Source organism: Silicimonas algicola, assembly GCF_003148765.1.
GTDB classification, from domain to species: Bacteria; Pseudomonadota; Alphaproteobacteria; order Rhodobacterales; family Rhodobacteraceae; genus Silicimonas; species Silicimonas algicola.
Genome location: NZ_QGGV01000004.1, coordinates 333,191 through 356,740, shown reverse-complemented (window position 1 = coordinate 356,740; position 23,550 = coordinate 333,191). Strand labels below are relative to the sequence as shown.

26 protein-coding genes are annotated in these 23,550 nt (G+C 65.4%); 11 read left to right on the top strand and 15 right to left on the bottom strand.

The window, feature by feature from the left end; all coding sequences use genetic code 11:
* The 3 genes from C8D95_RS11710 to C8D95_RS11700 form a co-directional block, all read right to left on the bottom strand.
* Nucleotides 1-101, bottom strand: a 101-nt coding sequence (locus C8D95_RS11710) for a GTP-binding protein (protein ID WP_249033318.1), incomplete at its 3' end; no start/stop codon positions are given.
* A 70-nt stretch (nucleotides 102-171) separates the two neighbouring features.
* A complete protein-coding gene (locus tag C8D95_RS11705) occupies nucleotides 172-837 on the bottom strand; it encodes a hypothetical protein (protein WP_146202994.1) in 666 nt (221 codons plus the stop codon).
* A gap of 40 nt (nucleotides 838-877) precedes the next feature.
* Nucleotides 878-3,175, bottom strand: coding sequence for a DNA topoisomerase IV subunit A (locus C8D95_RS11700; RefSeq protein WP_109759356.1), 2,298 nt, complete (start codon nucleotides 3,173-3,175; stop codon nucleotides 878-880).
* A 275-nt stretch (nucleotides 3,176-3,450) separates the two neighbouring features.
* Here C8D95_RS11700 and C8D95_RS11695 point away from each other — a divergent pair, with 275 nt between their 5' ends.
* From C8D95_RS11695 to C8D95_RS11670, 6 genes are all read left to right on the top strand, one after another.
* Nucleotides 3,451-3,879 (top strand): SH3 domain-containing protein, encoded by a 429-nt coding sequence (locus tag C8D95_RS11695; RefSeq protein WP_164721529.1) that lies wholly within the window; start codon nucleotides 3,451-3,453, stop codon nucleotides 3,877-3,879.
* A 63-nt stretch (nucleotides 3,880-3,942) separates the two neighbouring features.
* A complete protein-coding gene (locus C8D95_RS11690) occupies nucleotides 3,943-4,782 on the top strand; it encodes an SDR family NAD(P)-dependent oxidoreductase (protein WP_109759354.1) in 840 nt (279 codons plus the stop codon).
* A gap of 57 nt (nucleotides 4,783-4,839) precedes the next feature.
* Nucleotides 4,840-5,043, top strand: coding sequence for a twin transmembrane helix small protein (locus C8D95_RS11685; protein ID WP_109759386.1), 204 nt, complete (start codon nucleotides 4,840-4,842; stop codon nucleotides 5,041-5,043).
* A 3-nt stretch (nucleotides 5,044-5,046) separates the two neighbouring features.
* Entirely contained in the window at nucleotides 5,047-5,619 is a 573-nt protein-coding gene (locus C8D95_RS11680; protein ID WP_109759353.1) for a cob(I)yrinic acid a,c-diamide adenosyltransferase, read from the top strand.
* A 136-nt stretch (nucleotides 5,620-5,755) separates the two neighbouring features.
* The gene (locus C8D95_RS11675; protein WP_109759352.1) at nucleotides 5,756-6,514 is read left to right on the top strand and encodes an electron transfer flavoprotein subunit beta/FixA family protein; all 759 of its coding nucleotides are present in this window, start codon (nucleotides 5,756-5,758) and stop codon (nucleotides 6,512-6,514) included.
* Nucleotides 6,514-7,440 (top strand): electron transfer flavoprotein subunit alpha/FixB family protein, encoded by a 927-nt coding sequence (locus C8D95_RS11670; protein WP_109759351.1) that lies wholly within the window; start codon nucleotides 6,514-6,516, stop codon nucleotides 7,438-7,440. The genes C8D95_RS11675 and C8D95_RS11670 overlap by 1 nt, the downstream gene beginning before the upstream one ends.
* A gap of 4 nt (nucleotides 7,441-7,444) precedes the next feature.
* On the opposite strand, the gene C8D95_RS11665 is transcribed toward C8D95_RS11670, so the two are convergent.
* Entirely contained in the window at nucleotides 7,445-8,314 is an 870-nt protein-coding gene (locus C8D95_RS11665; RefSeq protein ID WP_126918445.1) for a DUF6473 family protein, read from the bottom strand.
* A gap of 147 nt (nucleotides 8,315-8,461) precedes the next feature.
* On the opposite strand from C8D95_RS11665, the gene C8D95_RS11660 reads away from it, so the two are divergent.
* Nucleotides 8,462-9,337, top strand: a complete 876-nt coding sequence (locus C8D95_RS11660) for a 3-hydroxybutyryl-CoA dehydrogenase (RefSeq protein ID WP_109759349.1) — start codon at nucleotides 8,462-8,464, stop codon at nucleotides 9,335-9,337.
* A 4-nt stretch (nucleotides 9,338-9,341) separates the two neighbouring features.
* Here the strand turns inward: C8D95_RS11660 and C8D95_RS11655 are convergent, their stop codons facing one another.
* Genes C8D95_RS11655 through C8D95_RS11630 form a run of 6 tightly spaced genes read right to left on the bottom strand, consistent with a single transcriptional unit; the run spans nucleotide 9,342 to nucleotide 13,782 of the window.
* Entirely contained in the window at nucleotides 9,342-9,614 is a 273-nt protein-coding gene (locus tag C8D95_RS11655) for an HPr family phosphocarrier protein (protein ID WP_109759348.1), read from the bottom strand.
* 7 nt (nucleotides 9,615-9,621) lie between these two features.
* A complete protein-coding gene (locus C8D95_RS11650; protein ID WP_109759347.1) occupies nucleotides 9,622-10,011 on the bottom strand; it encodes a PTS sugar transporter subunit IIA in 390 nt (129 codons plus the stop codon).
* A complete protein-coding gene (gene rapZ / locus C8D95_RS11645) occupies nucleotides 10,008-10,922 on the bottom strand; it encodes an RNase adapter RapZ (protein WP_109759346.1) in 915 nt (304 codons plus the stop codon). The genes C8D95_RS11650 and rapZ overlap by 4 nt, the downstream gene beginning before the upstream one ends.
* Nucleotides 10,912-11,346, bottom strand: coding sequence for an HPr kinase/phosphorylase (locus C8D95_RS11640; RefSeq protein ID WP_109759345.1), 435 nt, complete (start codon nucleotides 11,344-11,346; stop codon nucleotides 10,912-10,914). The genes rapZ and C8D95_RS11640 overlap by 11 nt, the downstream gene beginning before the upstream one ends.
* 9 nt (nucleotides 11,347-11,355) lie before the next feature.
* Nucleotides 11,356-13,077, bottom strand: coding sequence for a sensor histidine kinase (locus tag C8D95_RS11635; protein WP_109759344.1), 1,722 nt, complete (start codon nucleotides 13,075-13,077; stop codon nucleotides 11,356-11,358).
* On the bottom strand, nucleotides 13,078-13,782 hold the full coding sequence (locus tag C8D95_RS11630) for a response regulator transcription factor (RefSeq protein ID WP_109759343.1): 705 nt from the start codon (nucleotides 13,780-13,782) through the stop codon (nucleotides 13,078-13,080). It abuts the gene before it with no gap.
* Between the two features lie 359 nt (nucleotides 13,783-14,141).
* Here C8D95_RS11630 and C8D95_RS11625 point away from each other — a divergent pair, with 359 nt between their 5' ends.
* Nucleotides 14,142-15,746, top strand: a complete 1,605-nt coding sequence (locus tag C8D95_RS11625) for a phosphoenolpyruvate carboxykinase (protein WP_109759342.1) — start codon at nucleotides 14,142-14,144, stop codon at nucleotides 15,744-15,746.
* A gap of 44 nt (nucleotides 15,747-15,790) precedes the next feature.
* Here the strand turns inward: C8D95_RS11625 and C8D95_RS11620 are convergent, their stop codons facing one another.
* On the bottom strand, nucleotides 15,791-16,558 hold the full coding sequence (locus tag C8D95_RS11620; protein ID WP_109759341.1) for a sulfite exporter TauE/SafE family protein: 768 nt from the start codon (nucleotides 16,556-16,558) through the stop codon (nucleotides 15,791-15,793).
* A gap of 148 nt (nucleotides 16,559-16,706) precedes the next feature.
* Here C8D95_RS11620 and C8D95_RS11615 point away from each other — a divergent pair, with 148 nt between their 5' ends.
* Nucleotides 16,707-18,383 (top strand): acyl-CoA dehydrogenase family protein, encoded by a 1,677-nt coding sequence (locus tag C8D95_RS11615; protein WP_109759340.1) that lies wholly within the window; start codon nucleotides 16,707-16,709, stop codon nucleotides 18,381-18,383.
* 49 nt (nucleotides 18,384-18,432) lie between these two features.
* On the opposite strand, the gene recO is transcribed toward C8D95_RS11615, so the two are convergent.
* Genes recO through C8D95_RS22030 form a run of 3 tightly spaced genes read right to left on the bottom strand, consistent with a single transcriptional unit; the run spans nucleotide 18,433 to nucleotide 19,990 of the window.
* Nucleotides 18,433-19,152 (bottom strand): DNA repair protein RecO, encoded by a 720-nt coding sequence (recO, locus tag C8D95_RS11610; RefSeq protein ID WP_109759339.1) that lies wholly within the window; start codon nucleotides 19,150-19,152, stop codon nucleotides 18,433-18,435.
* Complete coding sequence (locus tag C8D95_RS11605; protein ID WP_109759338.1) at nucleotides 19,152-19,802, bottom strand: DUF2161 domain-containing phosphodiesterase; 651 nt, start codon at nucleotides 19,800-19,802, stop codon at nucleotides 19,152-19,154. The genes recO and C8D95_RS11605 overlap by 1 nt, the downstream gene beginning before the upstream one ends.
* A 14-nt stretch (nucleotides 19,803-19,816) precedes the next feature.
* Nucleotides 19,817-19,990: a hypothetical protein gene (locus C8D95_RS22030; protein WP_164721528.1), complete on the bottom strand. Its 174-nt coding sequence runs from the start codon at nucleotides 19,988-19,990 to the stop codon at nucleotides 19,817-19,819.
* A 154-nt stretch (nucleotides 19,991-20,144) separates the two neighbouring features.
* Between C8D95_RS22030 and C8D95_RS11600 the strand changes: the two genes are divergently transcribed.
* A complete protein-coding gene (locus tag C8D95_RS11600) occupies nucleotides 20,145-21,065 on the top strand; it encodes a manganese-dependent inorganic pyrophosphatase (protein WP_109759337.1) in 921 nt (306 codons plus the stop codon).
* A gap of 104 nt (nucleotides 21,066-21,169) precedes the next feature.
* Nucleotides 21,170-22,042: a TIGR01459 family HAD-type hydrolase gene (locus C8D95_RS11595; protein WP_109759336.1), complete on the top strand. Its 873-nt coding sequence runs from the start codon at nucleotides 21,170-21,172 to the stop codon at nucleotides 22,040-22,042.
* 316 nt (nucleotides 22,043-22,358) lie between these two features.
* Here the strand turns inward: C8D95_RS11595 and C8D95_RS11590 are convergent, their stop codons facing one another.
* Entirely contained in the window at nucleotides 22,359-23,453 is a 1,095-nt protein-coding gene (locus C8D95_RS11590) for a site-specific DNA-methyltransferase (protein WP_109759335.1), read from the bottom strand.
* Between the last annotated feature and the right edge of the window lie 97 nt (nucleotides 23,454-23,550).

The window sequence follows — 23,550 nt, the reverse complement described above, 5'->3', positions numbered from 1 at the left end:
TTCGTCAGCGCCGCCGTCAGTGTCGTCTTGCCGTGGTCGACGTGACCGATCGTGCCGATGTTGCAGTGCGGCTTCGCGCGGTTGAACTTTTCCTTCGCCATTGCCCTTCTAGCCTCTACCTGGGTCCCAACTCGCGGGCCACGTATGGTATCGGTGGCGGAAAATCAAGCGTCAGTTGGCCGGCGCGGAGGCCCCGATGTCCTGCGTCGACAGGCTGTCGATCCGGGGCGCATAGGTCGCGGCGTCGTAGGGCACGCGGACCTGTCCGGGAACAGGCGCGAACCAGGCCTCGTTCTCGCGCAGCCAGTCCTCGATCTCGCGGGCGAGGCTCTCGGAAAGGTTCTCCAACTGTTCTTCGCCGGTGCGGACATAGCCCGACCCGATAACGGGGACTGCGTTCTTCAAACCTTCGCCCGCATAGAAGCGCTTCGGCTTGTCGTTCAGCTTCTTCTGCGTTGCGTTGTCGAAGACGGTGACGTCGGCGATCAGGACCGACTTCGGCGCATAGACGACGGGGATGCCGGGTTGCCCCAGAACCAGGCCGCCGACCACGATCCCCAGATGATAGAGACCGTCGCCGTCGTAGCGGCGAAGCCGTGCGGCCACCGCGTTCTGGACAGACGCCTCGATCTGGGTCTCGGTGAACTCGCGCGAGAAGGGACCCTCGGTGACTTTGTCTGCAATGGCGATGTTGTGCCCGAGGCGGAATTGCCCGATGGCGACAGGCGGCTGTGTCAGGTCTTCCTCCGGCGCGCAGGCCACAAGCGCCATGCACATGACCGCTGTCCTGATGATGCCTCGCATGACGATCCCCCAATCGCGCAGGTTTCCCGTCACCTATCGTGGAGCGCCGGTGGCGGCAACCGTCCGCGGCTTCTCAGGTGAAGCGGTTGTCCTGCGGAAAGCCCCTCGGCGCCATACGGCCAGCCGCGGCGCGGGCGCCGACCCATTCCTCGAGTTCGGTCACCGTGCGCGTGCGGCCCGCCGGGTCGAGCCAGCTCAGCCCATCGGCCAGCGTGAAGGTGCGGGCGTCCGACAAACCGCCGTCCTTGAACTTCTGGAGCCTCACACCCTTGCCGCGTCCCATCTCGGGCAGCTCTGATACCGGGAACACAAGAAGCTTCCGGTTCTCGCCGACCGAAGCGACATGATCGCCGTCGACGGGACGGCAGACGCGGGCCTTCACGTCGCCCTTGACGTTCAGCACCTGCCGACCGGCGCGCGTCTGGGCGACGACCTCGTCCTCGGGCACCACGAAGCCGTCACCGGCGTCCGAGACGACAAGACGCTTCGCTCCGGGACGATGCACGAACAGGGCGACGATGCCGGCCTCGTTCGGCAGGTCGACCATCAGACGCACGGGCTCGCCCATGCCCCGGCCGCCGGGAAGACTGGCGGCCGACAGCGTGTAGAAGCGTCCGTTCGCACCGAAGAGCAGAATCCGATCCGTCGTCTCGGCATGGAACATGTGGCGGGGTCCGTCGCCGTCCTTGAACTTGATGTCCTGATCGGGCGACAAATGCCCCTTCATCGCCCGGATCCATCCCATCTGCGAGCAGACGACCGTGATCGGCTCGCGCTCGATCAGCGCCTCCAGCGGCACGTCCTCGACCTCGATCGCCTCGCCGAAGGTGGTCCGCCGCGCGTCTCCGAACTGCTTCTTCACGGACCGCAGCTGGTCCGCGATGGTCGACCATTGCCGCCCTTCGTCCGCCAGAAGATCCTCCAGATCGGCGCGCTCGTGCGTCAGCTCGTCGAACTCGCGCCGCAGCTCGATCTCCTCGAGACGGCGCAGGGACCGCAGGCGCATGTTCAGGATCGCGTCGACCTGAACCTCGGACAACTCGCCCTCTCCGGGCGCGGGAGCGACATAATCCTTCTCCGAGGTCGCGCGGACGTGGTCCTTCGACCAGTCCTCACGCATCAGCGCCGCCTTGGGGTCGTCGTCATAACGGATGATGTCGATGACGCGGTCGAGGTTCAGGAAGGCGACGATGAAGCCTTCCAGCACCTCGAGACGGTGGTCGATCTTGTCGAGCCGGTGCCGCGACCGCCGGAGCAGCACATCGCGCCGATGGGCCAGGAAGGCGCGCAGCACCTCCTTCAGAGAGCAGACCTTGGGCGTCACCCCGTCGATCAGCACATTCATGTTCAGGCTGAACCGCGTCTCGAGATCCGAGTTACGGTAGAGCATCCCCATCAGCACTTCGGGGTCGATGTTGCGCGACCGTGGCTCCAGCACGATGCGGATGTCATCGGCGCTTTCGTCGCGGACGTCGGCCAGGATCGGGACCTTCTTGGTCTGGATGGTCTCGGCCAGCTTCTCGATCAGTTTCGACTTCTGAACCTGGTAGGGGATCTCGGTGACGACAACCTGCCATTGGCCTCGGCCCAGGTCCTCGACCACCCACCTAGCGCGCACGCGAAAGCCGCCACGTCCGGTGCGGTAGGCTTCGGCGATGACCTCGGGTGTCTCGATGATCGTACCGCCCGTCGGGAAATCGGGGCCGGGCACCATCTCGATCAGCGTGTCGTCGCGAACGAGGTCGCTGTTCTTCGCCTTCGCAAGATGGATGCAGGCGTCGCACAACTCACCGATGTTGTGCGGCGGGATGTTCGTCGCCATGCCGACGGCGATGCCGGAGGAACCGTTGGCCAAGAGGTTCGGCAGCGCTGCGGGCAGGACGATGGGCTCTTCGAGGGTGCCGTCATAGTTCGGCCGGAAGTCGACAGCGTTCTCGTCGAGACCGTCGAGCAGCGCCTCGGCCACGGCCGTCAGACGCGCCTCGGTGTAGCGGGAGGCGGCGGGGTTGTCGCCATCGATGTTGCCGAAGTTGCCCTGCCCGTCGACGAGCGGATAGCGGACGTTGAACTCCTGCGCGAGGCGCGCCATCGCGTCGTAGATCGCGCCGTCGCCGTGCGGGTGATAGTTGCCCATGACGTCGCCCGAGATCTTCGCCGACTTCCGGAATCCACCGGTCGAACTGAGTCGCAATTCGCGCATGGCGTAGAGGATTCGGCGATGCACCGGCTTCAGACCATCCCGCACATCCGGGAGGGCGCGATGCATGATCGTCGACAGCGCGTAGGTGAGGTAACGCTCCCCGATCGCGCGGCGCAGTGGCTCGGCCAACTCCACGGGCTCGATATTGGGGTCATCCGACTTGACGGTCATAGATGCTGTATTAGCGGCGTGAGTCTCGGCGGTAAAGCGGCGCCTTGCACGAAAAGCACACCGGAACTTTCCCCCTAACCGGACGTTCTGCCGGACATATACTCATCTGTGGACGGGGTGTATGCCCGGCCAATTCCTTTGGGGGGAAGCAAATGTTGTACAAGCTGTCCGCGGCCACGTTGGCCGCATTCGTTGCCGTTCTCCACTTTGCAGGGGACGTTCCAGGTCCCGAAGTCGCCCGCGCATCCAATGCGTCCGATGCGACCGGCCTGAGTTTGGCCGCCTTCAGCCTGTCTCCCGAAACCGAAAAGACCGTGCGGCGCAATTCGTCTTTGGTGTCAGAAGAAGAAGCTGTGCGCCTCGCCCTGGAAGCCGGCGCCCGCGTCAGGTCGGAGCGTGAGATCGCCCCGCTACGCGGCGCGGTCGCCAGCGCCGTCGCCGACACCGGCGACACCATGACCGACGCCGACCCGGTCGGTGACCTTGTGCCATCCGATAAACTGGCGGGCTGGGTTGTCACCGGGGACAGCGTCAACCTGCGCAATGGTCCCGGCACCGGCAATGCCGTTGTCGGCCAGGTGGTCCTCGGGACCAAGGCCGACGTCCTCGATTCGAAGGACGGCTGGCACCTGATCGAAACCGCCGACGGTGCGTCGTCCGGCTGGATCTTCGGCAAGTTCCTCGACGAACGTCAGCCCGGCTGAACCAGCCGGATTGACTTGCCGCGCCTTGCACGGCCATGTCACCGCCACCCAGGGAGGCGAGACATGGCCGGACAGCGCAAGACCATCCTCATCACTGGCTGCTCTTCGGGCATCGGCTATGATGCCGCGCACGGGCTTTCGAGCCACGGCTGGCGCGTGTTGGCCACGTGCCGGAAGCCTGCAGACTGCGCTCGGCTGGAAGCGGAAGGGTTGGAGAGCTTTCCTCTCGATTACAGCGACGAGGACAGCATTGCCACCGCCGTGGATGAGACACTCTCGCGCACCGGCGGCACGCTCGACGCGGTCTTCAACAACGGCGCTTTCGGCATCCCCGGCCTTCTCGAAGACATGCCGCGCGACGCGCTCCGCTCTATCTTCGAGACGAATTTCTTCGGCCAGCACGACCTGACGCGGCGCCTGATCCCCACGTTCCGCGCCCAGGGACGCGGGCGCATCCTGATGAATTCATCCATCCTCGGCTTCGCCGCGCTGGCCTGGCGCGGGGCCTACAACTCCACCAAGTTCGCGATGGAAGGGTGGGCCGACACCCTGCGGCTCGAGATGCGCGGCACCGGGATACACGTCATCCTGATCGAGCCGGGACCGATCACCTCGGAGATCCGCCGGAAGTCCATTCCGCATTTCGAACGATGGATCGATCCCTCGGCCTCGGCCCGCGCCGCCGACTACGAGCGCCGCCTGAAACCGCGGCTCTACAACGCCGGCAAAACGCCCGACCGGTTCGAGTTGCCCGCGCGCGCCGTGACCGACGCTGTCGAGGCGGCACTCGTCGCAGCGAAGCCGCGCGCGCGCTACAGGATCACCACGCCAACCAAGCTTGCCGCTCTCGGCAAGCGTCTGCTGCCAACGTCGCTTACGGACGCGATCCTTAGTCGCGCCTGAAGCTCTTCGCTTTCCCCCGACGATGGCCTAGGTGAGGAACAAAGGAGAGCGCCCATGCTGATGCAAGATCCGCTGTTCATCGTCGTCATCGTCGCGGTTCTCGTGGTGGCAGGTATCCTTCTGACCGGCATTGGGGGCTTCGCCAAAGGCGGCGACTTCAACCGCAAGCACGCCAACCGCATCATGCGCTACCGCATCTATGCCCAGGCCGTCGCGATCGCGCTGATCCTCGCCTTCGTGCTGATCCGGCGCGGAGGCTGACGCATGGTCGTCCTGAACAAGATTTACACCCGGACCGGTGACGGAGGAGAGACGGCGCTCGTCGACGGCACCCGCGTTCCGAAGCACGCCCTCCGCGTCTCGACGTACGGCACGGTGGACGAGTTGAACGCCACGCTCGGGGTCGCTCGACTTCACGCCTCGGGCGAGGCGGACGCTGGGCTGTCGCGAATCCAGAACGACCTCTTCGACCTTGGCGCCGACCTCGGGCGGCCCGATCCGGAGAAGGACGCCGACGCGGGCTATCCGGTGCTGCGCATCGTGCCCTCGCAGGTCGACCGCCTGGAAGCCGAGATCGACGCCATGATCGCGCGTCTCGAACCGCTGCGGTCCTTCATCCTTCCGGCAGGCTCCGCGCTCTCGGCGCACCTCCATGTCTCGCGCACCGTTGCGCGCCGCGCCGAACGCCTCGCGACCGAACTCGCCCTGTCCGACAGGGTCAACGAGGCCGCGATCCGTTACCTGAACCGGCTGTCGGACTGGTTGTTCTGCGCCGCGCGGATCGCCAACGACGAAGGCCGCGCCGATGTGCTGTGGGTTCCGGGAGCCAACCGCTAGCGATGTCCACATGTGATTCCCGACGATGTTGCAGGAAACGCGGCGTCCTTGGCCTCTGTCGCGTCGATTTTGACCTGTCGTCCATGGCGAGGCTTCGCTAAACCCGCCGTGACCGAAGAAAAGGGAGTTTGCGCAGATGAAGGTGCTCGTGCCTGTCAAACGCGTGATCGACTACAACGTGAAGGTCCGCGTGAAGGCGGACGGAAGCGGCGTCGATCTGGCGAACGTCAAGATGTCGATGAACCCCTTCGACGAGATCGCCGTCGAAGAGGCGATCCGCCTGAAGGAAGCCGGCAAGGCCGAGGAGGTCATCGCGGTCTCCATCGGCGTGAAGCAGGCGCAGGAAACGCTGCGCACCGCGCTGGCCATGGGCGCCGACCGCGCCATCCTGATCGTCGCGACCGATGACGTTCATACCGACATCGAGCCGCTTGCCGTGGCCAAACTTCTGAAGGCGGTGATCGACGAAGAGCAGCCGGGTCTCGTCCTCTGCGGCAAGCAGGCCATCGACAACGACATGAACGCCACCGGCCAGATGCTGGCTGCGCTGACCGGCTGGTCTCAGGCGACCTTCGCCTCCGAGGTGAAGATCGAGGGAGACCACGCCATCGTCACGCGCGAGGTCGACGGAGGACTTCAGACCATCAAGGTCACGATGCCTGCGATCGTCAGCGTCGACCTGCGCCTGAACGAGCCGCGGTACGCCTCGCTGCCGAACATCATGAAGGCGAAGAAGAAGCCGCTGGAAGAGAAGACGCCGGCCGATTACGGCGTCGACGTCGCACCGCGGCTTCAGGTGGTGAAGACGACCGAACCCGAGACGCGCAAGGCTGGCGTCATGGTGCGAGACGTCGACACGCTTGTGGCAAAACTCAAGGAAGCGGGGGCGATCTGATGGCAGTTCTACTTCTTGCCGAGGTGACCGACGGCCAATTGAACATCGACGCCACCTCGAAGGCCGTGACTGCCGCCAAGGCGCTCGGCGACGTGACCGTCCTTTGCGCCGGGGCCTCGGCCTCGGCAGCGGGTGAAGCGGCGTCGAAGATCGACGGCGTTTCGAAGGTGCTGGTTGCCGAGGATCCCTCGCTCGGGCATCGCCTGGCCGAACCGACCGCCGCCCTCATCCAGGGTCTTGCGGGCGACTACAGCCATATCGTCGCGCCCGCGACCACCGACGCGAAGAACGTCATGCCGCGGGTCGCCGCTCTTCTCGACGTCATGGTGATCTCGGACATATCGGGCGTGGTCGACGGCGATACCTTCGAGCGGCCGATCTATGCCGGCAACGCGATCCAGACCGTCAAGTCGTCGGACGCGACCAAGGTGCTGACCGTCCGCACCTCGACCTTCGACGCCGCTGGCCAAGGCGGATCCGCTCCGGTTGAGACGATCTCGGCGGCCGCCAATCCCGGCCTGTCGGAATGGCTCGAGGACAAGGTGGCCGCCAGCGACCGTCCCGAGTTGACCAGCGCCGGCATCGTCGTCTCGGGGGGGCGCGGCGTGGGATCCGAGGAGAACTTCGAGCTGATCGAGAAGCTGGCCGACAAGCTGGGCGCCGCCGTCGGCGCGTCCCGCGCGGCGGTCGACTCGGGCTATGCCCCGAACGACTGGCAGGTGGGACAGACGGGCAAGGTCGTGGCCCCGGCCCTCTACGTGGCCGTCGGCATCTCCGGCGCGATCCAGCACCTTGCCGGGATGAAGGACTCGAAGATCATCGTCGCGATCAACAAGGACGAAGAGGCGCCGATCTTCCAGGTCGCCGACTACGGACTCGTGGGCGACCTCTTCACCCTCGTTCCCGAGCTGATCGAAAAGCTCTGAGGCGTCACGCCGTCGACCGGGTCCGCGTCTGTCGCGGGCCCGGCGAATTTCTCACCCGCGCAATCTCCTCCGCCAGCCGCTCCGCCGCCGCCGAGTGCTGCGCGCCGCCCGGCAGCGCAAGGGCCGCATCCGTCTCGACCGCCCGAAACAGCTTGCCCACCATCCGTGCCCGCGGCGAGGTATCCTCAGCCACGACCTCGACCAAGCCCGCGATATCGGGCGTCAGCGCGTCCAGCATGGCTCGATCGACGAAGGCGGGCTCTATGCCGTCCGACAGACGTCCCGGCTCCTCCGGCCGCCGATCCGACATCCACAGCAGGATGACCTTCGTCCCGATCGTCTGCACGATGCGACGCATCCGCTGGACCCAAGCCCATTTCAACTCCTGCACGACGGCATCGAAAGCGGCAGGCGACCGCGAATGAAGCGTCGTCAGAAGGTGCCCCGTGAAGTTGATCTCCGAGAAATCGACGTCGGGAAACATCTCTCTCAGCGGAGGCGACACGGCCAGGAAGCGGTCGTTCCGCCGCGTGTGGACGCTGTAGAGCCTATTCGACATGTTCTGCGCTCCCAGAACCTGAAGCACCGTCACCTCCGCTTGCGCGGCCGCGTCGAGTAGCCACCTTTCCTGCGCGAAAAGCGACAGGCCGGCTTGGCTGACGCCGAGGTTCAGCACCTGCGTTCCCAACCAGTCGCTCAGAAGAGATGGATAGGGGTGTTCGACATAGCGCCCGAACGTCTCGGTCCCGCCGAGGACGGCGACATAGGGACGGTCGAGGCAGCACAACGGCCCGCGAAACCGCAGCCGCGTGCCGTCATAACGGCACCAGCCGTAATCAAGCGGGTCTGCGATTTTCTCTGTCTCGTCCGCCACGTCGTCCACCCTGCAAAAGACACGGTTTCCGCATGTTTCGACCGAAGGCCTTGAGATACCCCTAAAGTTCAATTTTTACCTATCCCCCGCCCTTGCACGGGGTTCCAGCAACCGCCTATGGTCGCCTTGGCAACGACAGGGCGCGACATGGATATCAAGACAGTGGGCGTGGTCGGCGCAGGCCAGATGGGCAACGGCATCGCGCACGTCTTTGCGCTGGCGGGCTATGAGGTCATCCTCAACGACATCGACCGCGCAACCCTGGACAACGCGCTCAAGCTGATCGACGCCAATCTCAAGCGTCAGGTCTCGCGCGACAGGATAACCGAGGAGACGGCGAAGGCGGCGATGGACCGCATCTCGACCACCATGACGCTGTCCGACCTCGGCAAGACCGACCTCGTGATCGAGGCGGCGACCGAGCGCGAAGCGGTCAAGTCTGCGATCTTCGAGGAGCTCGTCCCCCACCTGGGGCCGGACACCATCCTGACGTCGAACACCTCATCCATATCGATCACGCGCCTCGCAAGCCGGACCGACCGGCCGGAAAAATTTATGGGCTTCCACTTCATGAACCCCGTGCCCGTGATGCAGCTTGTCGAGCTGATCCGCGGCATCGCCACGGACGAAAAGACCTATAACGCCATGAAGACCGTCGTCGACCGCTTGGGCAAGACGTCGGCCACCGCCGAGGATTTTCCCGCCTTCATCGTGAACCGCATCCTGATGCCGATGATCAACGAGGCCGTCTACACGCTCTACGAGGGCGTGGGTTCGGTTCAATCCATCGATCAGGCGATGAAGCTGGGCACCAATCACCCGATGGGGCCGCTCGAGCTGGCCGACTTCATAGGGCTCGACACTTGCCTCGCGATCATGAACGTGCTGCACGACGGGTTGGCCGACACCAAGTACCGCCCCTGCCCGCTTCTGACGAAATACGTCGAGGCCGGTTGGCTGGGCCGCAAGACCGACCGCGGCTTCTACGACTATCGCCAGTCGCCGCCGGTTCCGACCCGTTAGAGTCTCACATACCTTCGCCGAAGCAGTCCGCGACCAGAGCCTCTATGGCATCGGCCAGTTCCTCGGCCTGAGTGCCGGTCGTCTCCACGTCGATCTTCGTCCCGCGCGAGGCCGCCAGCATCAGAAGTCCCATGATGCTGTCGCCCGAGGCGGACAGACCGTCCTTCGACACCTCTGCCGAGGCGTCGAATTCCTCGACCAGTTCCACCAGCTTCGCCGACGCGCGCGCGTGCAGACCCTTTTCGTTGACGATGGTCAGTGTGCGAGAGACGCCCACGACCGACTCACCCCTCGCCTTCGAAGCAGTCGATGTACTTCCGACCGGCTGCGAGCGCCGCGTTCACCGCCGTCGACAGCGGCTTGTGCCGTGTCTTCGCCAGCTTGATGAGCATGGGAAGGTTCGCGCCGTAGAGGATCTTGCGGTCGGCCGGGTTGCACGCCAGCAGCGACAGGTTCGACGGCGAGCCGCCGAACATGTCGGTGACCACCACGACCCCGCTTCCGGTGTCGACGCTGTCGGCGGCTGCACAGATCTCGGCCTGCTTGGCGGACCTGTCATGGTCGGGCTCAATCGAGATCGCACGCATGCCGGATTGCTTGCCGACCACATGCTCGACCGCGGCCAAGTATTCCTGGGCCAAACCCCCGTGAGCCACGATCACGATACCGATCAACCCGATTTCCCTACAGACGGCGACGGTTCCAATCCTCGTCGCTCAAGTTCCCGATGACGAGTTGACACCTGCCACCCGTTGTCCGCAAGGGCCTTTGCAAGTCTTTCGGCCACGGTAACCGACCTGTGTTGCCCGCCCGTACACCCCAGACCGACGGTCAGATAGGTCTTGCCTTCGTCCTTGAAGGCCGGGAGCAGGCTGATGACCAGTTCCGACACGCGACGGAAGAAGTCGCCGAACCGCGGATCGTCTTCGACGAAGGCTGCGACCTCCGGGTCGCGACCGTCAAGTGCGCGCAGCGCCGGTTCCCAGTGCGGGTTGGCAAGGAAACGCACGTCGAAGATCATGTCGATGCCGCGCGGCAGGCCCTGCTTGTAGCTGAAGCTCTCGACCGAGATCGCCATCATGCCCTCGACGCCCGGCCCGAAGCGGCGTTCCACCTCGGCGCGCAGATCGTGCGGCGACATGTCCGAGGTGTCGATCAGGTGGTCTGCGCGCGCACGGATCGGCGCCAAGAGCTCCAGTTCGCGCTCGATGCCGATCTCAGGCGTCTCGGACGGCGCCATCGGATGCCGTCGACGCGTCTCGGAATACCTCCTGAGCAGCACATCGGCCCGGCAGTCGAGGTACAGCACCTCGGCCTGAGCGGACTCTGACGCGGTGATCCGGTCCAGCACCGCCACGACGCCATCGACCGAGAAGTCTCGGTTTCGCACGTCGATCGCGACGGCGAGGGGCGGCATGGCGGCGGACCCGCCTAGCACACGGTCGAGAAGCGAGATCGGCAGGTTGTCGATGGTCTCGAAGCCGAGGTCCTCGAGCACATGGGCCGTGGTGGTACGCCCCGCGCCGGAGGCGCCGGTCAGCAGCACGACGCGCGCGGGAATCCCAGAGGGACGTTCAACTGTCATGGACGAGTCCGCCAAGAAGCAACAGTCGCAACATAGAGGGGAATGCCGCACTCTCAACCATGTGGATCAGCGGCAAGCGGACACCGGCAATCACGGTCTCGTGCAGCGGAGGCAGGCGCTCCTCCTCGACGGTGTCGAGATCGACGACCGCTCGCGCCACCGCTCGGCACGTGGGCACGCGCAGAAGGCCCAGACCCCGCGCTTCGATCATGCCTGTCGTCGCATCGGGCGAGGCAAGCGTCAGACTGCCCTCGGTCGGCGTTGCGATGACGCGGTCATCCGCGACGAGGGTCGCGCCGAGACCCAGGAGCTGAAGCGCCAGCGTCGACTTGCCCGATCCCGCCATGCCCCGGATCAGAAGTCCGGCCGTACCGAAGGCGACCGCCGTGGCGTGCAGGATGACCGGGCCGGACGGCGCGGACATCGTCGGCGCTCAGACCGGAAGGCCGACGACGAAGCGTGCGCCCAGGGGTTCGGAGGTGACGTCGGCGTCGGTCGGACGAATGTTCTCAGCCCAGATGACGCCGCCGTGCGCCTCGACGATCTGCTTCGAGATGGCAAGACCGAGGCCCGAGTTGTTGCCGAAGTGGCTGACCGGGCGTTCGGTATAGAAGCGGTTGAAGATCTTGGTCAGCGCCTGTTCCGGAATGCCGGGGCCGGTGTCTTCGACGACCACCAGTACGCGGTTCTCGCGCTTTCGGACCCAGACCCGGATCGCGTCGCCGTCCTCGCAGAAGCTGATCGCGTTGGTGATGAGGTTCACGAAGACCTGCGCCAGCCGGCTTTCCAGACCTTCGATCACGATGGGGTCCTTGGGCAGGTCGGCGATGAAGTCGACGCCCTTCTCGCGCGCCTCGTTACCAAGGTAGTCGGCCAGGTTGCCGATCATCTTGAGGAGGTCGAAGGGGGCCTCCTCCTCCTTCACAAGTTCGCTGTCCAGGCGCGAGGCGTTCGAGATGTCGCTGACCAGCCGGTCCAGCCGCCGCGTGTCATGCTCGATCACGTCGAGGAGTTTGGTCTTGTGGTCGTCGCGCTTGGCGAACCGCAGGGAGGCGACCGCGGAGCGCAGCGACGCAAGCGGGTTCTTGATCTCGTGCGCTACGTCGGCCGCGAACTGTTCGTTCGCGTCGATCCGGTCGTACAGAGCCGTCACCATGCCGCGCAGGGCGCCGGACAGCCGGCCGATTTCGTCGGGCCGCGCGGTCAGGTCGGGAATGCGCACCCTTGCCGGGGCAAACTTGCGCGCGTTCTTCTCGCGCCCGATCTCGGCGGCCGCTGCGAGGTCGGACAGGGGATTGGCGATGGTGGACGCCAGCACCAGGCTCAGTCCCACGGAAACGAGGATCGCGATGACGAACATCTGGAGGATCTGCTCGCGCTCGGCCCGAACCAGACCGTCGATTTCTCCCGCGGCACTTGCCATGGCGACGGCCCCGATGGCGCTGTCGCCCTGGACGATAGGCGTCGCGACCGCGAAGATCGTGTTTCCCTGAAGGTCGGTCGAGCTGCGGACCTGGGTGCCGTTCAGAAACGACTCCGCGACCAGGCTTTTCACAAGCGTCGCGTCGTGCGTGGCGACCTCCACCCTCTCGCCGCTCTTGCCAAAGACCCAGGCCACGCCACCCCACAAGGTGTCGAGGAAATCGGTGATCATGGTCGACCGCTCGGCCGGACGCATGAGGTTGTTCGACGGCGACGGCCGCGCCTCGGCAGAAGCGATGACCGCGCCCGAGGCATCGAAGACGAAGACCGACGCCATGTGCGGCAAGGGCAGCGCCTCCAGCCGATCGTCGATCGTTCCCCCCGCCCCGGTCTCGAGCCCGATCACCATGTCGTCGGCGCTGCCGCTTCGCAGGAAGCCCGCGATCAGCTCGGCCTCGGCCACGATGGCGTTCTCGCGCTGATAGACGAGGCTGTCGCGAAACGGGTTCAGGAACAGCACGCCCGCGACAAGGACGAGGATGGCCAGAAGATTGAACGTGATGATCTTCCGCGCCAGGGGCGACCGGTTCATGGCGATGACGCCACGCCGGTCCCTCTTGGCACGCGCCACACTCTCGGCGGCCGCGTCGGCACCAATCCAGTCTTCTCCCAGGACCACGTCGCCGTGGCCTGCCGGTTTGGCACCCTGCATGTTGACCCCCGCGGCGGTCATCTATTCTTCGTTGTAGCGATACCCGATGCCGTAGAGCGTCTCGATCGCCGAGAAGTCATCGTCGACCATCCGCATCTTCTTGCGCAGCCGCTTGATGTGGCTGTCGATGGTGCGGTCGTCGACATAGACCTGGTCGTCGTAGGCGACGTCCATAAGCTGATCGCGGCTCTTGACGAACCCCGGACGCTGCGCGAGCGCCTGCAGAAGCAGGAACTCGGTCACCGTCAGCGAGACGTCCCGGCTCTTCCAGGTCACCGAGTGACGCAGCGGGTCCATGCGAAGCTCGCCCCGGACCATGACCTGTGCCTGGTCGATCTCGCCGCCTTCGCCGTCGCCGGCGATGACCTCTTGCCGACGCAGAAGCGCGCGGATGCGTTCGACCAGCAGGCGCTGCGAGAAGGGCTTCTTGACATAGTCGTCGGCCCCCATCCGAAGGCCCAGAACCTCGTCGATCTCGTCGTCCTTCGAAGTCAGGAAGATGACCGGCATCGACGTCTTCTGACGGACGCGCTGAAGCAGGTCCATCCCGTCCATGCGGGGCATCTTGATGTCGAACACGGCCATGTCCGGCAGCTTCTTGTTGAAGGCGTCGAGGGCGGCCTGACCGTCGTTGTACGTCTCGACTTCAAAGCCCTCTGCCTCGAGGGTCATGGAGACCGACGTCAGAATATTCCGATCGTCGTCGACCAGCGCGATCCTGGACATGCGTTGTTCCCTTTACTGCTCATGTACGCCTTATTGTTGGCGCATTATACGGTGTCATTTTTCAGGCATAATCATGTCTGGCCTAGGGTAATTCAACAATAATGTGCGAATCATCGCCATTCGCCACACACACTCAACGGTATTTTCCTTTCTGTCTGGCTAATTTGTCTCAGTTGTGGCGACGACCTGCCGACACCGGACACATGGTGGCGCTAACCGGCGAAATCGTTGATTTTGTTGGCGCTAACTGCCCGATTGCTCGCTGTTCACATCCTAGTGGATGGGTCTATATCGCCTGAGAGACCCGGAGGCGTCCCCCGACTCCCCGGATCCCCACTGGCGAGAAGCGGGAGGAACCGATGACTAAAGGGCGCGTCAATCCGGAGCGAACACTCGAGCAACAGGGCATCACGGGATTGGGCGAGGTGCATTACAACCTCCTCGAACCGGCCCTCGTCGAGCAGGCCATCCTCCACGGCGAGGGCACACTGGGCAAAGGCGGGGCGCTTCTCGTCACCACCGGCAAGTTCACCGGCCGCTCGCCCAAGGACAAGCACATCGTCCGCACGCCGTCCGTCGAGGACCACATCTGGTGGGACAACAACGCGCCGATGGAGCCCGAGGCCTTCGACCGCCTCTACGACGACATGATCGCGCACATGAAGGGCCGCGACTACTTCGTGCAGGACATGTACGCCGGAGCCGATGCGAACTACCGCCTCGACGTCCGCCTCGTGACCGAGCTCGCCTGGCATTCGCTCTTCATCCGCCACATGTTCCGTCGCCCCGAACGCGACGAGCTCGACACCTTCGAGCCCGAATTCACCGTCATCAACTGCCCGACCTTCAAGGCCGATCCCGCGCGCCACGGCTGCAGGTCCGACACCGTCATCGCGATGAACTTCGACCGCAAGCTGATCCTCGTCGGCAACACGGAGTACGCGGGCGAGAACAAGAAATCGATCTTCTCGCTCCTCAACTATCTTCTGCCCGAGAAAGGCGTCATGCCGATGCACTGCTCGGCGAACCACGCCAAGGGCAATCCGGTCGACAGCGCGATCTTCTTCGGCCTGTCCGGCACCGGCAAGACCACCCTCTCGGCCGATCCCGACCGCATCCTCATCGGTGACGACGAGCACGGCTGGTCCGACCGCGGCGCCTTCAACTTCGAGGGAGGGTGCTATGCCAAGACCATCAGCCTGTCGCCCGAGGCCGAGCCCGAGATCTATGCCACCTGCTCGATGTTCGGCACGGTGATCGAGAACATGGTCTTCGACGAGGAGACCCTGGCTCTCGACTTCGAGGACGACAGCCTGACCGCCAACATGCGCTGCGCCTATCCGCTCGACTACATCTCGAACGCCTCGAAGACCGGCCTCGCCGGGCATCCGAAGAACGTCATCATGCTTACCTGCGACGCCTTCGGGGTGCTGCCTCCGATCGCCCGCCTTACCCCCGCGCAGGCGATGTACCACTTCCTGTCCGGCTTCACCTCCAAGATGGCCGGCACCGAGCGCGGCATCACCGAGCCGCAGCCCGTCTTCTCGACCTGCTTCGGCGCGCCCTTCATGCCGCGCCGCCCCGAGGTCTACGGCAAACTTCTGCGCGAAAAGATCGCCAAGCACGGCGCCACCTGCTGGCTCGTCAACACCGGCTGGACCGGCGGCGCCTTCGGCACTGGCAGCCGGATGCCGATCAAGGCCACCCGCGCGCTGCTGTCCGCCGCGCTGAACGGCTCGCTCGCCAACGTCAAGTTCCGCAAGGATCCAAACTTCGGGTTCGAGGTTCCGGTCAACGTCGCCTCGACGGCGGTGCCCGACATCCTGCTCGACCCGCGCCGGACCTGGGATGACGCATCCGCCTACGACCGCCAAGCGAAGAAGCTGGTCGAGATGTTCGCCGAGAACTTCACGCAGTACGAAGAGAACATCGACGACGACGTCCGCGCCGTCGCCATCGGCTGAAAGTCAAAGCGCGTCGCGGTGAAACACCTGCGACGCGCCCGCTCCTACCCCAGCACTCCGCGCCGGATCAGGTTCAGCCCCGCGAACGCCAGCACAACCAGCACGACCGTCCGGAACTTCTGCTGGTCCAGCTTGTCCTGAATCTTGACCCCAAGCGTCATTCCGATCAGCGCCGGCGCCAGCAGAAGGAACGACAGCGTCGCACCATCGCCAGCCAGCACTCCCGACTTCAGGTGAGCAAGCGTCAGTACCACCGCGCCAGAGGCATAAACGATGCCCTGTACCCGCACATGCTCGGTCTTCGGCGTGTCGAGAGCGGTCAGATACATGACCGTCGGCGGTCCCCATGTCCCCGAGAACCCGCCAAGCGTGCCCGCGACGAAGCCCACGCCGACCTCGGTCGCGCGCCGGTTCTGAGGACTGACCCTGGGCTTCCATCCCGCCAGCATCATCAGCGTGAAGCCCGTGATCGTCAGCCCGAGGATGGTGAACATCAGGCTCGTCGACACCTGCGTCACCAGTTGCGAACTGACCGCGATTGATATCAGCGCGATAGCGAGGAAGCGCCAGTGCGCCCGCGCCGACGTCAAGGCCGCCCCGATCCCTTGCCGGAACGCCTGCCAGAGGTTCGTGACAAGCGTCGGAAGGATCAGCCCTGCGAGCGCCAGCTCAGGCGACAGAAACGAGGCGAGGCTCGACACGAGGATCAACGGCATCGCGAAACCCGTCATGCCCTTGATTAGCCCCGCCAGAAGCGCGAAGCCCACGGCGAGCGTCAGCGAAAAGGCGTCGAGATGCGCAAAAATGTCCATCGTCCCGCAGTCCTAGGCGAGGCAGCCTCGCGCCGAAAGGCAAATCGATAGGGACATATTAATGCGCGCTACGACCTTCTTTTGAAATCTTCTTGCGCTGCATGTGCATTCACACTAGGTCTTCGCACGTGCAGAATGAGGACCGACCATGCCGCGTGACGGAGCTTCGGGAATGACCCCCGCGATGACCGACCTTCTCGACCTCGCGGCCTCCGCGACCGACGCGGCCGACGCCCTGCTCGCCCGCGCCGTAGAGGTCGTGCGCGATCGCGTCACGACCGGCGGGCGTGTCGATCCGGCCCGTCTCGACGCCGATCAAACTGCCGCCCACGGCCTCGCCTGGCTCGCCACCTATGTCGAGGCGCTGCGCCAGATGCGGGCCTGGGCCGAACGGATCGAGAAGGACGGCAAGTTCGGCGAAGTCGAACGCACGATCCTCGGCATCGCGTTCGGAGAATACCTCGCCCAGATCAGGGGCGGCATCCCGATGAGCCAGGGAGAGATCGTGCGCGTCGCGGACCTCGGCCTCTCGTCCGAGGACGTGGCACTCCTCGACACGCCCGCCGTCCGGACGCTCATCGCCGAGGGCAACACGCAGGACGCCCGCCTCAGCCTCGTCCGCCTGATGCGCGAGCGGAACGCAGACATCACCGTCGGCGCCACCGGCCTCGACGACGAACTCGAGATGATCCGCGAGCAGTTCCGCCGCTTCTCGAAGGACCGCGTCGAACCCCACGCCCACGAATGGCACCTGAAGGACGAGCTGATCCCGATGGAGGTCATCTCGGAACTCGCCGACTTGGGCGTCTTCGGCCTGACCATCCCCGAGGAACACGGCGGCCTCGGCCTGTCCAAGGCTTCGATGGTCGTCGTCTCCGAGGAACTCTCGCGCGGCTACATCGGCGTCGGCTCCCTCGGCACAAGGTCCGAGATCGCGGCCGAGCTGATCCTCTGCGGCGGCACCGACGAACAGAAGGCGAAGTGGCTCCCGGGCCTCGCTTCGGGCGAGATCCTCCCCACGGCGGTCTTCACCGAGCCCAACACCGGCTCAGACCTCGGCGCGCTCCGCACACGTGCGAAACGTGACGGCGATGACTGGACGATCACCGGCAACAAGACCTGGATCACCCACGCCGCGCGCACCCACGTGATGACCGTCCTCGCGCGCAGCGTCGACGGTACCGACGACTACCGCGGCCTGTCCATGTTCCTCGCCGAGAAGACGCCCGGCACCGACGAGACGCCCTTCGTCGACGAGGGCCTCTCTGGCGGCGAGATCCAGGTCCTGGGCTACCGCGGCATGAAGGAATACACCGTCAACTTCGACGGCTTCCGCGTGAAGGGCGAGAACCTTCTCGGCGGCGAGGAGGGGCAGGGCTTCAAGCAGCTCATGCAGACCTTCGAAAGCGCCCGCATCCAGACCGCCGCCCGCGCCATCGGCGTCGCCCAGTCCGCGCTCGACGCAGGCCTCCGCTATGCCGAGGACCGCAAGCAGTTCGGCAAACCGCTGATCGAGTTTCCCCGCGTCGCCTCCAAGCTCGCCATGATGGCGGTCGAGATCATGGTGGCGCGACAGCTCACCTACCACTCCGCATGGCAGAAGGACCACGGCCACCGCTGCGACCTCGAGGCCGGCATGGCCAAGCTCCTCGGAGCCCGCGTCGCCTGGGCCGCCGCCGACAACGCGCTCCAGATCCACGGCGGCAACGGCTTCGCGCTGGAGTATGCGATCAGCCGCATCCTCTGCGACGCCCGCATCCTGAACATCTTCGAAGGTGCCGCCGAGATCCAGGCGCAGGTCATCGCCCGAAGGCTCCTCACTTGACCTTCATCGGTCTGCAAATATCCCAGGGGCGCGGGGGCAGAGCACCCGCCTACCGCGTCAACAGATCCACCAGCCTCTGCCGCGCCTCGGGCAAGGGCCGGTCGCCAAGAGCCGGCGCCAGCCACGTCCGCAGGAAATGACCCGTCGTGCGAAACCCGTCGCGCAAATCCTCAACCGATCCCTCGCCCCGCCCGACCAGCGCAGGCGACAACGGGAATAGCCGGTCCTTGAACGCGCCAGCTCCCGCCTCCGAAACCGCCCGCCCGCTCTTCGGCGAGACATAGGCCAGCCCCTCGACCGACCCGGTCACCGCGCAAGCCGCGAGGTCCAGGCCGAAGCCCAGCTCCTCCAGCAGCGCCAGTTCCCACCTCAGGTAGGCAATCGGCCAGTACGGCCCCTCGCCCATCATCCCCAGCACAGCCTGCGTCCTCTGGTACAGCCCCGGATGCGGTTCCCGCTCCGGCAGCGCGAAGGACAAAAGCGAGCAGACCGCATTCAGCCCCGCCAGCGTCCGCCTGTCCGCCATCAGCACCGCCGCGCGCGACGCGACCGGTTCCACCGTGAACGCGCCCAGGTGATCCTCCAGCCGCGCCCGCCAGGCGACATCGACCTGGTTCCCCGGCTCCAGCACCGGCGTCATGCGCCTCCCGCCGCCGCCGCGGACAATGCCTGCGTGGCGGCCGTGACCTTCAGTGAAGATCTCGACGATTGCGCCACTTTCGCCGTGTCGGCGCCGGGCGAGGACGACACCCTCCTCGCGCCAGTCCATCAGCCGCGCTCCAGGGCCGTGCGTCCCGCGTCCGTCAAGTCATAGATGCCGACCGAGACCCGCACGAACCAGCCGTAGTGATTGTCCGCCATCATCCGTGTCGCCCGCGACACCCCCGTCTCTCGCGCCACGGCGGCCCCCCGCGAGGCCCCCGCCCGCGCCAGGTGCGCCGCGCAGCGTACGGCGTCCTGCCGATAGGCGGTGACGATGGCGCCCCGCGTGCCGCCCCGGTTGGGATCGCCCTCGCGCCGCGCGAACTCCCGCAGAAGCCGGGCCATCCGCCCTGGCGCCCGGCGCGGCGCATAAGGCGCAGGATCGCAATGCACCTCGACCACGCCGTCCTCGACACGAACGGTCAGAAGCCCAAGCCCCAGCCGCCGACAAAGCACCTTCATGTTCTTCAGTCCCGACCAGGCCGCACGCCCCCGGCCCCGCGGCGCGGCGATGTAGACCGCATCCGACAGCGCCAGACGCGCCACGCCCTGATGCACCAACGCCAGCGAAAAGGCGGTCTTCATCTCGACGATCACCGGTTCGTCCTCGCCCGCACGACAGGCAACGACGTCGGCCGACCCGACCTCGCCTTTCACCTCATAGCCCTGCGCCTCGAGAAACGCCTTGATCGGCGCATAGAGTTCTGTTTCCCGCACGAGCCTAAAGCGCGTTACCGCTTGTCGCGCCCGGGTATCGGAGACCGCACCGACTTGCTGACCTTTCCGCCCGGCCCGCCGTCCACCCCCGGCGGAATGCGGCTCTGCCCCTGCTCGTGACCGGCCTTTCCCTTGGATTCGTCCGAGGTCTTCTTCGCTTTCTGCGACGGCTTCTTCGATTTCGGCATGGCGACACCTCCTGGGTTTGCCGCAACAAACCGCGTGCGGCGTCCGCGCGCAAGGCCCGGCGGCATCGTGCGCGCACCTTGAGGCATGGGTGACAAGCCCCGGACGACTCGCTATGAGGGCGCCGAATTCCCCGACAAAACGAGTGACGTCACAATGACCATCAAAGTCTTCGGCCACAAATCCCCCGACACCGACTCGACCGGCTCGCCGATCATCTGGGCCTGGTTCCTGAGCGAATGCCGCGGCACCCCGGCCGAGGCGCGTCTCCTGGGCGAGCCCAACTCGGAAGCGCTCTGGATGCTGTCGCGCTGGAACCTCGACAGGCCCGCCCATCTCGAGGACGTGACCGACGCCGACACCTGCGTCATCGTTGACACCAACAACGTGGCCGAGCTTCCCGCCCACATCAACGACGCCCGCGTGACCGAGGTCATCGACCACCACATGCTCCAGGGTGGGCTCAAGACCAGGTCGCCCATCAACATCACCGTCCGCCCCGTCGCCTGCACCGCTACGATCATGCACGACCTCATGGGCGACGAGGCCGCGCGGATGCCCGAGGCGATCAAGGGCGCGATGCTGTCCTGCATCCTGTCGGACACGCTCGAGTTCCGCTCGCCCACGACCACCGACGTCGACCGCAAGCTGGCCGAGGGCCTCGCCGCCGACCTCGGCGTCGCGATCCCCGATTACGCCGCCGAGATGTTCGCCGCGAAGTCCGACGTGTCGTCCTATTCCGACGCCGAGCTTCTGCGCATGGACTCCAAGGAATACGACGTCGACGGAACGAAATTCCGCGTGTCGGTGATGGAGACGACCTCGCCCTCGACCGTGCTCGCGCGCAAGAAGGGTCTGATGGAGGACATGGTGACCGTCGCCGAGGAAGACGGCGTCGACCAGGTGCTGTTCTTCCTCGTCGACATCCTGGCCGAGGAGTCGATCCTCTTCGTCCCGAACGATCTCGTGCGCCGCGTGGCCGAGAAAAGCTTCGGCGTCACCGCCGACAGCGACCTCGTCAGCCTGCCCGGCGTCGTCAGCCGCAAGAAGCAGATCATCCCCGCACTGAAGGTCTGACATCGATCCGGGGACAAGGCGGGCGCCCTCCGGGGCGCCTTTTTGCATTCCGCGCCGAAGCCATTCGCGCTAGGTCCGGTCAGGACCACCCTGACGGAGACACCATGACCGAGATCATCGAAAGCCTCGCCGACGTCTCGGACCGCTACGACGCGGTGTTCTGCGATCTCTGGGGCTGCCTGCACGATGGCATCCGTGCCTTTCCCGAAGCGGTCGAGGCCCTGCGCCGCTTCAAGTCAAAGGGTGGGCGCGTCGTGCTCCTGACCAACGCGCCGCGCCCCCGTGCCGACGTCGCCCGGCAACTCGACCGCTTCGGCGTGCCGACCGACTGCTGGGACACCATCGCGACCTCGGGCGACAGCGCGCGCGTGGCGATGTTCGACGGCGTCATCGGCGACAAGGTCTGGTTCATGGGACAGGATTACGACCTGACCTTCTTCGAGCCGCCGAAGATCGTGAGCAATCCCACGCCCGTCACGCGCGTGCCCCTCGACCAGGCCACCGGCATCGCCTGCCTCGGCCCTTTCGAGCCCCATGCCGAGCCTTCGGTCAACCGGCCCGAATTCCTCTACGCCAAGCAGAAGGGCCTGAAGCTCCTCTGCGCCAACCCCGACATCGTCGTCGACCGGGGAGAGAGCCGCGAATGGTGCGCTGGCGCCCTCGCCGCCCTCTACACCGAGATGGGGGGCGAAAGCCTCTACTTCGGCAAGCCGCATCCGCCCGTCTACACCCTCGCCCGCCAGCGACTGTCGGAACTGGGGGCCGATATCCCGGACAGCCGCATCCTCTGCATCGGCGACGGCATCAACACAGACATCCAGGGCGCGCTCGGCGAGGATCTCGACAGCCTCTTCATCACGGGCGGCCTCGCCAAGGAAGAGACGCGCACCGACCGCCAGCCCGAGGCCGCGGCGCTCGACAGCTTCGTGGCCCAGGCGCGCCTGACGCCCACCTACGCCATCGGCTACCTGCGCTGAGGCAGCGCGCCCACCGTTCACACATCTGCGAAACTCGGTTCCTCGCCGATGTCAGAACCGACGCGATACCGACGCAATACCGACGTGATACCGAAAGCCCGATTATCCAGTGCCTTCCCAGGGTTAACCGCCCGGATCAGGGGCTCTCGCGGCGTTCAGCCGATCCAGGTCCGCGCGTACCAGAAACCATCTTTTCTGTCCCAAGAGTTGTCCGGAGTCCGGGGCAGAGCCCCGGAAAAAAGAACCCCGCCACAAGGGCGGGGTCAGGTGCAGTGCCGTGGGCGGCCACAGGCACCGGCGGTAAGCTCTGGTGGTCCTACATCTCGGACCGAATCTGCTGGCGGAACACGTCGATGGACACCGGCTGTCCATCCCTGCGGATGTGCCAGTAGGTCCAGCCGTTGCACGACGGCGCGCCCTCGAGGGCGGCGCCGACCTGGTGGATCGACCCTGTCACACCGTCGGCGACGAGCGTGCCGTCGGCCCTGACCTTCGCAGCCTTGCCGGAGGGGCTCGTCAGCATCTCGCCCGGACGAAGCATCCCCCGCTCGACCAGTTGGCCGAAGGGAACGCGCGGCTCAGAGCGTTTCGACGACGTCACTTCCAGCGCCGAACGGTCGAAGGGCCGGACGTCGCGCAGCCGCCGCTCCGCCACGTCTCGATACGCCTTTTCCCGTTCGATACCAATGAAGTGGCGTCCCAGCATCTTGGCGACAGCGCCCGTCGTGCCGGTCCCGAAGAACGGGTCCAGCACCACGTCGCCCGCGTTCGTCGTGCCGAGCAGAACACGATGAAGCAAAGACTCCGGCTTCTGCGTCGGATGGGCCTTGTCGCCCTTGGCGTCCTTCAGCCGCTCATGCCCCGTGCAGATCGGCAGCACCCAGTCCGAGCGCATCTGGATGCCCTCGTTCAACGCCTTCAGCGCCTCGTAGTTGAAGGTGTACTTCGACCCCTCGTCCCGGCTCGCCCAGATCAGCGTCTCGTGCGCGTTCGTCAGCCGCTTGCCCCGGAAGTTCGGCATCGGGTTAGACTTCCGCCAGACCACGTCGTTGAGGATCCAGAACCCCTGGTTCTGAAGCTCGGCGCCCAGCCTGAAGACGTTGTGATACGAGCCGATCACCCATATGGCACCGTTCGGCTTCAACAGCCGTCGCGCAACGGCCAGCCAGTCTCGTGTAAACTGGTCGTAGGCGGCGAAGGATCCGAACTGGTCCCACGCGTCGTCGACGGCGTCGACACGCGAATTGTCGGGGCGGTGCAGCTCGCCCTTGAGTTGCAGGTTGTAGGGAGGATCGGCGAAGATCAGGTCGACCGAGGCCTCGGGAAGACCGCGCATCACCTCGATGCAGTCGCCTTCGAGAATGGTGTCGAGCGGCAGGCGCGCCGCCTCTTTCCGCGTTCTGGTGGTCATCTCTGCCTCTGTCCCGAGCGTCTTTGCGACGCGTCGCCTTGTTGCGGCAAAGATGAGTCAGACGGGATTCGCCGTCAAATTCTTTTTTGAATCAGTG

Excerpts from the sequence above, each read along its gene's own strand:
- C8D95_RS11600 (WP_109759337.1), top strand. The coding sequence starts at position 20,145 with ATGACCATCAAAGTCTTCGGCCACAAATCCCCCGACACCGACTCGACC.
- C8D95_RS22030 (WP_164721528.1), bottom strand. The coding sequence starts at position 19,990 with ATGCCGAAATCGAAGAAGCCGTCGCAGAAAGCGAAGAAGACCTCGGAC.
- C8D95_RS11700 (WP_109759356.1), bottom strand. The coding sequence starts at position 3,175 with ATGACCGTCAAGTCGGATGACCCCAATATCGAGCCCGTGGAGTTGGCC.
- C8D95_RS11680 (WP_109759353.1), top strand. The coding sequence starts at position 5,047 with ATGGTCGTCCTGAACAAGATTTACACCCGGACCGGTGACGGAGGAGAG.
- C8D95_RS11630 (WP_109759343.1), bottom strand. The coding sequence starts at position 13,782 with ATGTCCAGGATCGCGCTGGTCGACGACGATCGGAATATTCTGACGTCG.
- rapZ (WP_109759346.1), bottom strand. The coding sequence starts at position 10,922 with ATGACAGTTGAACGTCCCTCTGGGATTCCCGCGCGCGTCGTGCTGCTG.
- C8D95_RS11660 (WP_109759349.1), top strand. The coding sequence starts at position 8,462 with ATGGATATCAAGACAGTGGGCGTGGTCGGCGCAGGCCAGATGGGCAAC.
- C8D95_RS11675 (WP_109759352.1), top strand. The coding sequence starts at position 5,756 with ATGAAGGTGCTCGTGCCTGTCAAACGCGTGATCGACTACAACGTGAAG.
- C8D95_RS11690 (WP_109759354.1), top strand. The coding sequence starts at position 3,943 with ATGGCCGGACAGCGCAAGACCATCCTCATCACTGGCTGCTCTTCGGGC.
- C8D95_RS11590 (WP_109759335.1), bottom strand. The coding sequence starts at position 23,453 with ATGACCACCAGAACGCGGAAAGAGGCGGCGCGCCTGCCGCTCGACACC.
- C8D95_RS11625 (WP_109759342.1), top strand. The coding sequence starts at position 14,142 with ATGACTAAAGGGCGCGTCAATCCGGAGCGAACACTCGAGCAACAGGGC.
- C8D95_RS11595 (WP_109759336.1), top strand. The coding sequence starts at position 21,170 with ATGACCGAGATCATCGAAAGCCTCGCCGACGTCTCGGACCGCTACGAC.
- recO (WP_109759339.1), bottom strand. The coding sequence starts at position 19,152 with ATGGACTGGCGCGAGGAGGGTGTCGTCCTCGCCCGGCGCCGACACGGC.
- C8D95_RS11635 (WP_109759344.1), bottom strand. The coding sequence starts at position 13,077 with ATGACCGCCGCGGGGGTCAACATGCAGGGTGCCAAACCGGCAGGCCAC.
- C8D95_RS11615 (WP_109759340.1), top strand. The coding sequence starts at position 16,707 with ATGCCGCGTGACGGAGCTTCGGGAATGACCCCCGCGATGACCGACCTT.
- C8D95_RS11670 (WP_109759351.1), top strand. The coding sequence starts at position 6,514 with ATGGCAGTTCTACTTCTTGCCGAGGTGACCGACGGCCAATTGAACATC.
- C8D95_RS11640 (WP_109759345.1), bottom strand. The coding sequence starts at position 11,346 with ATGTCCGCGCCGTCCGGCCCGGTCATCCTGCACGCCACGGCGGTCGCC.
- C8D95_RS11620 (WP_109759341.1), bottom strand. The coding sequence starts at position 16,558 with ATGGACATTTTTGCGCATCTCGACGCCTTTTCGCTGACGCTCGCCGTG.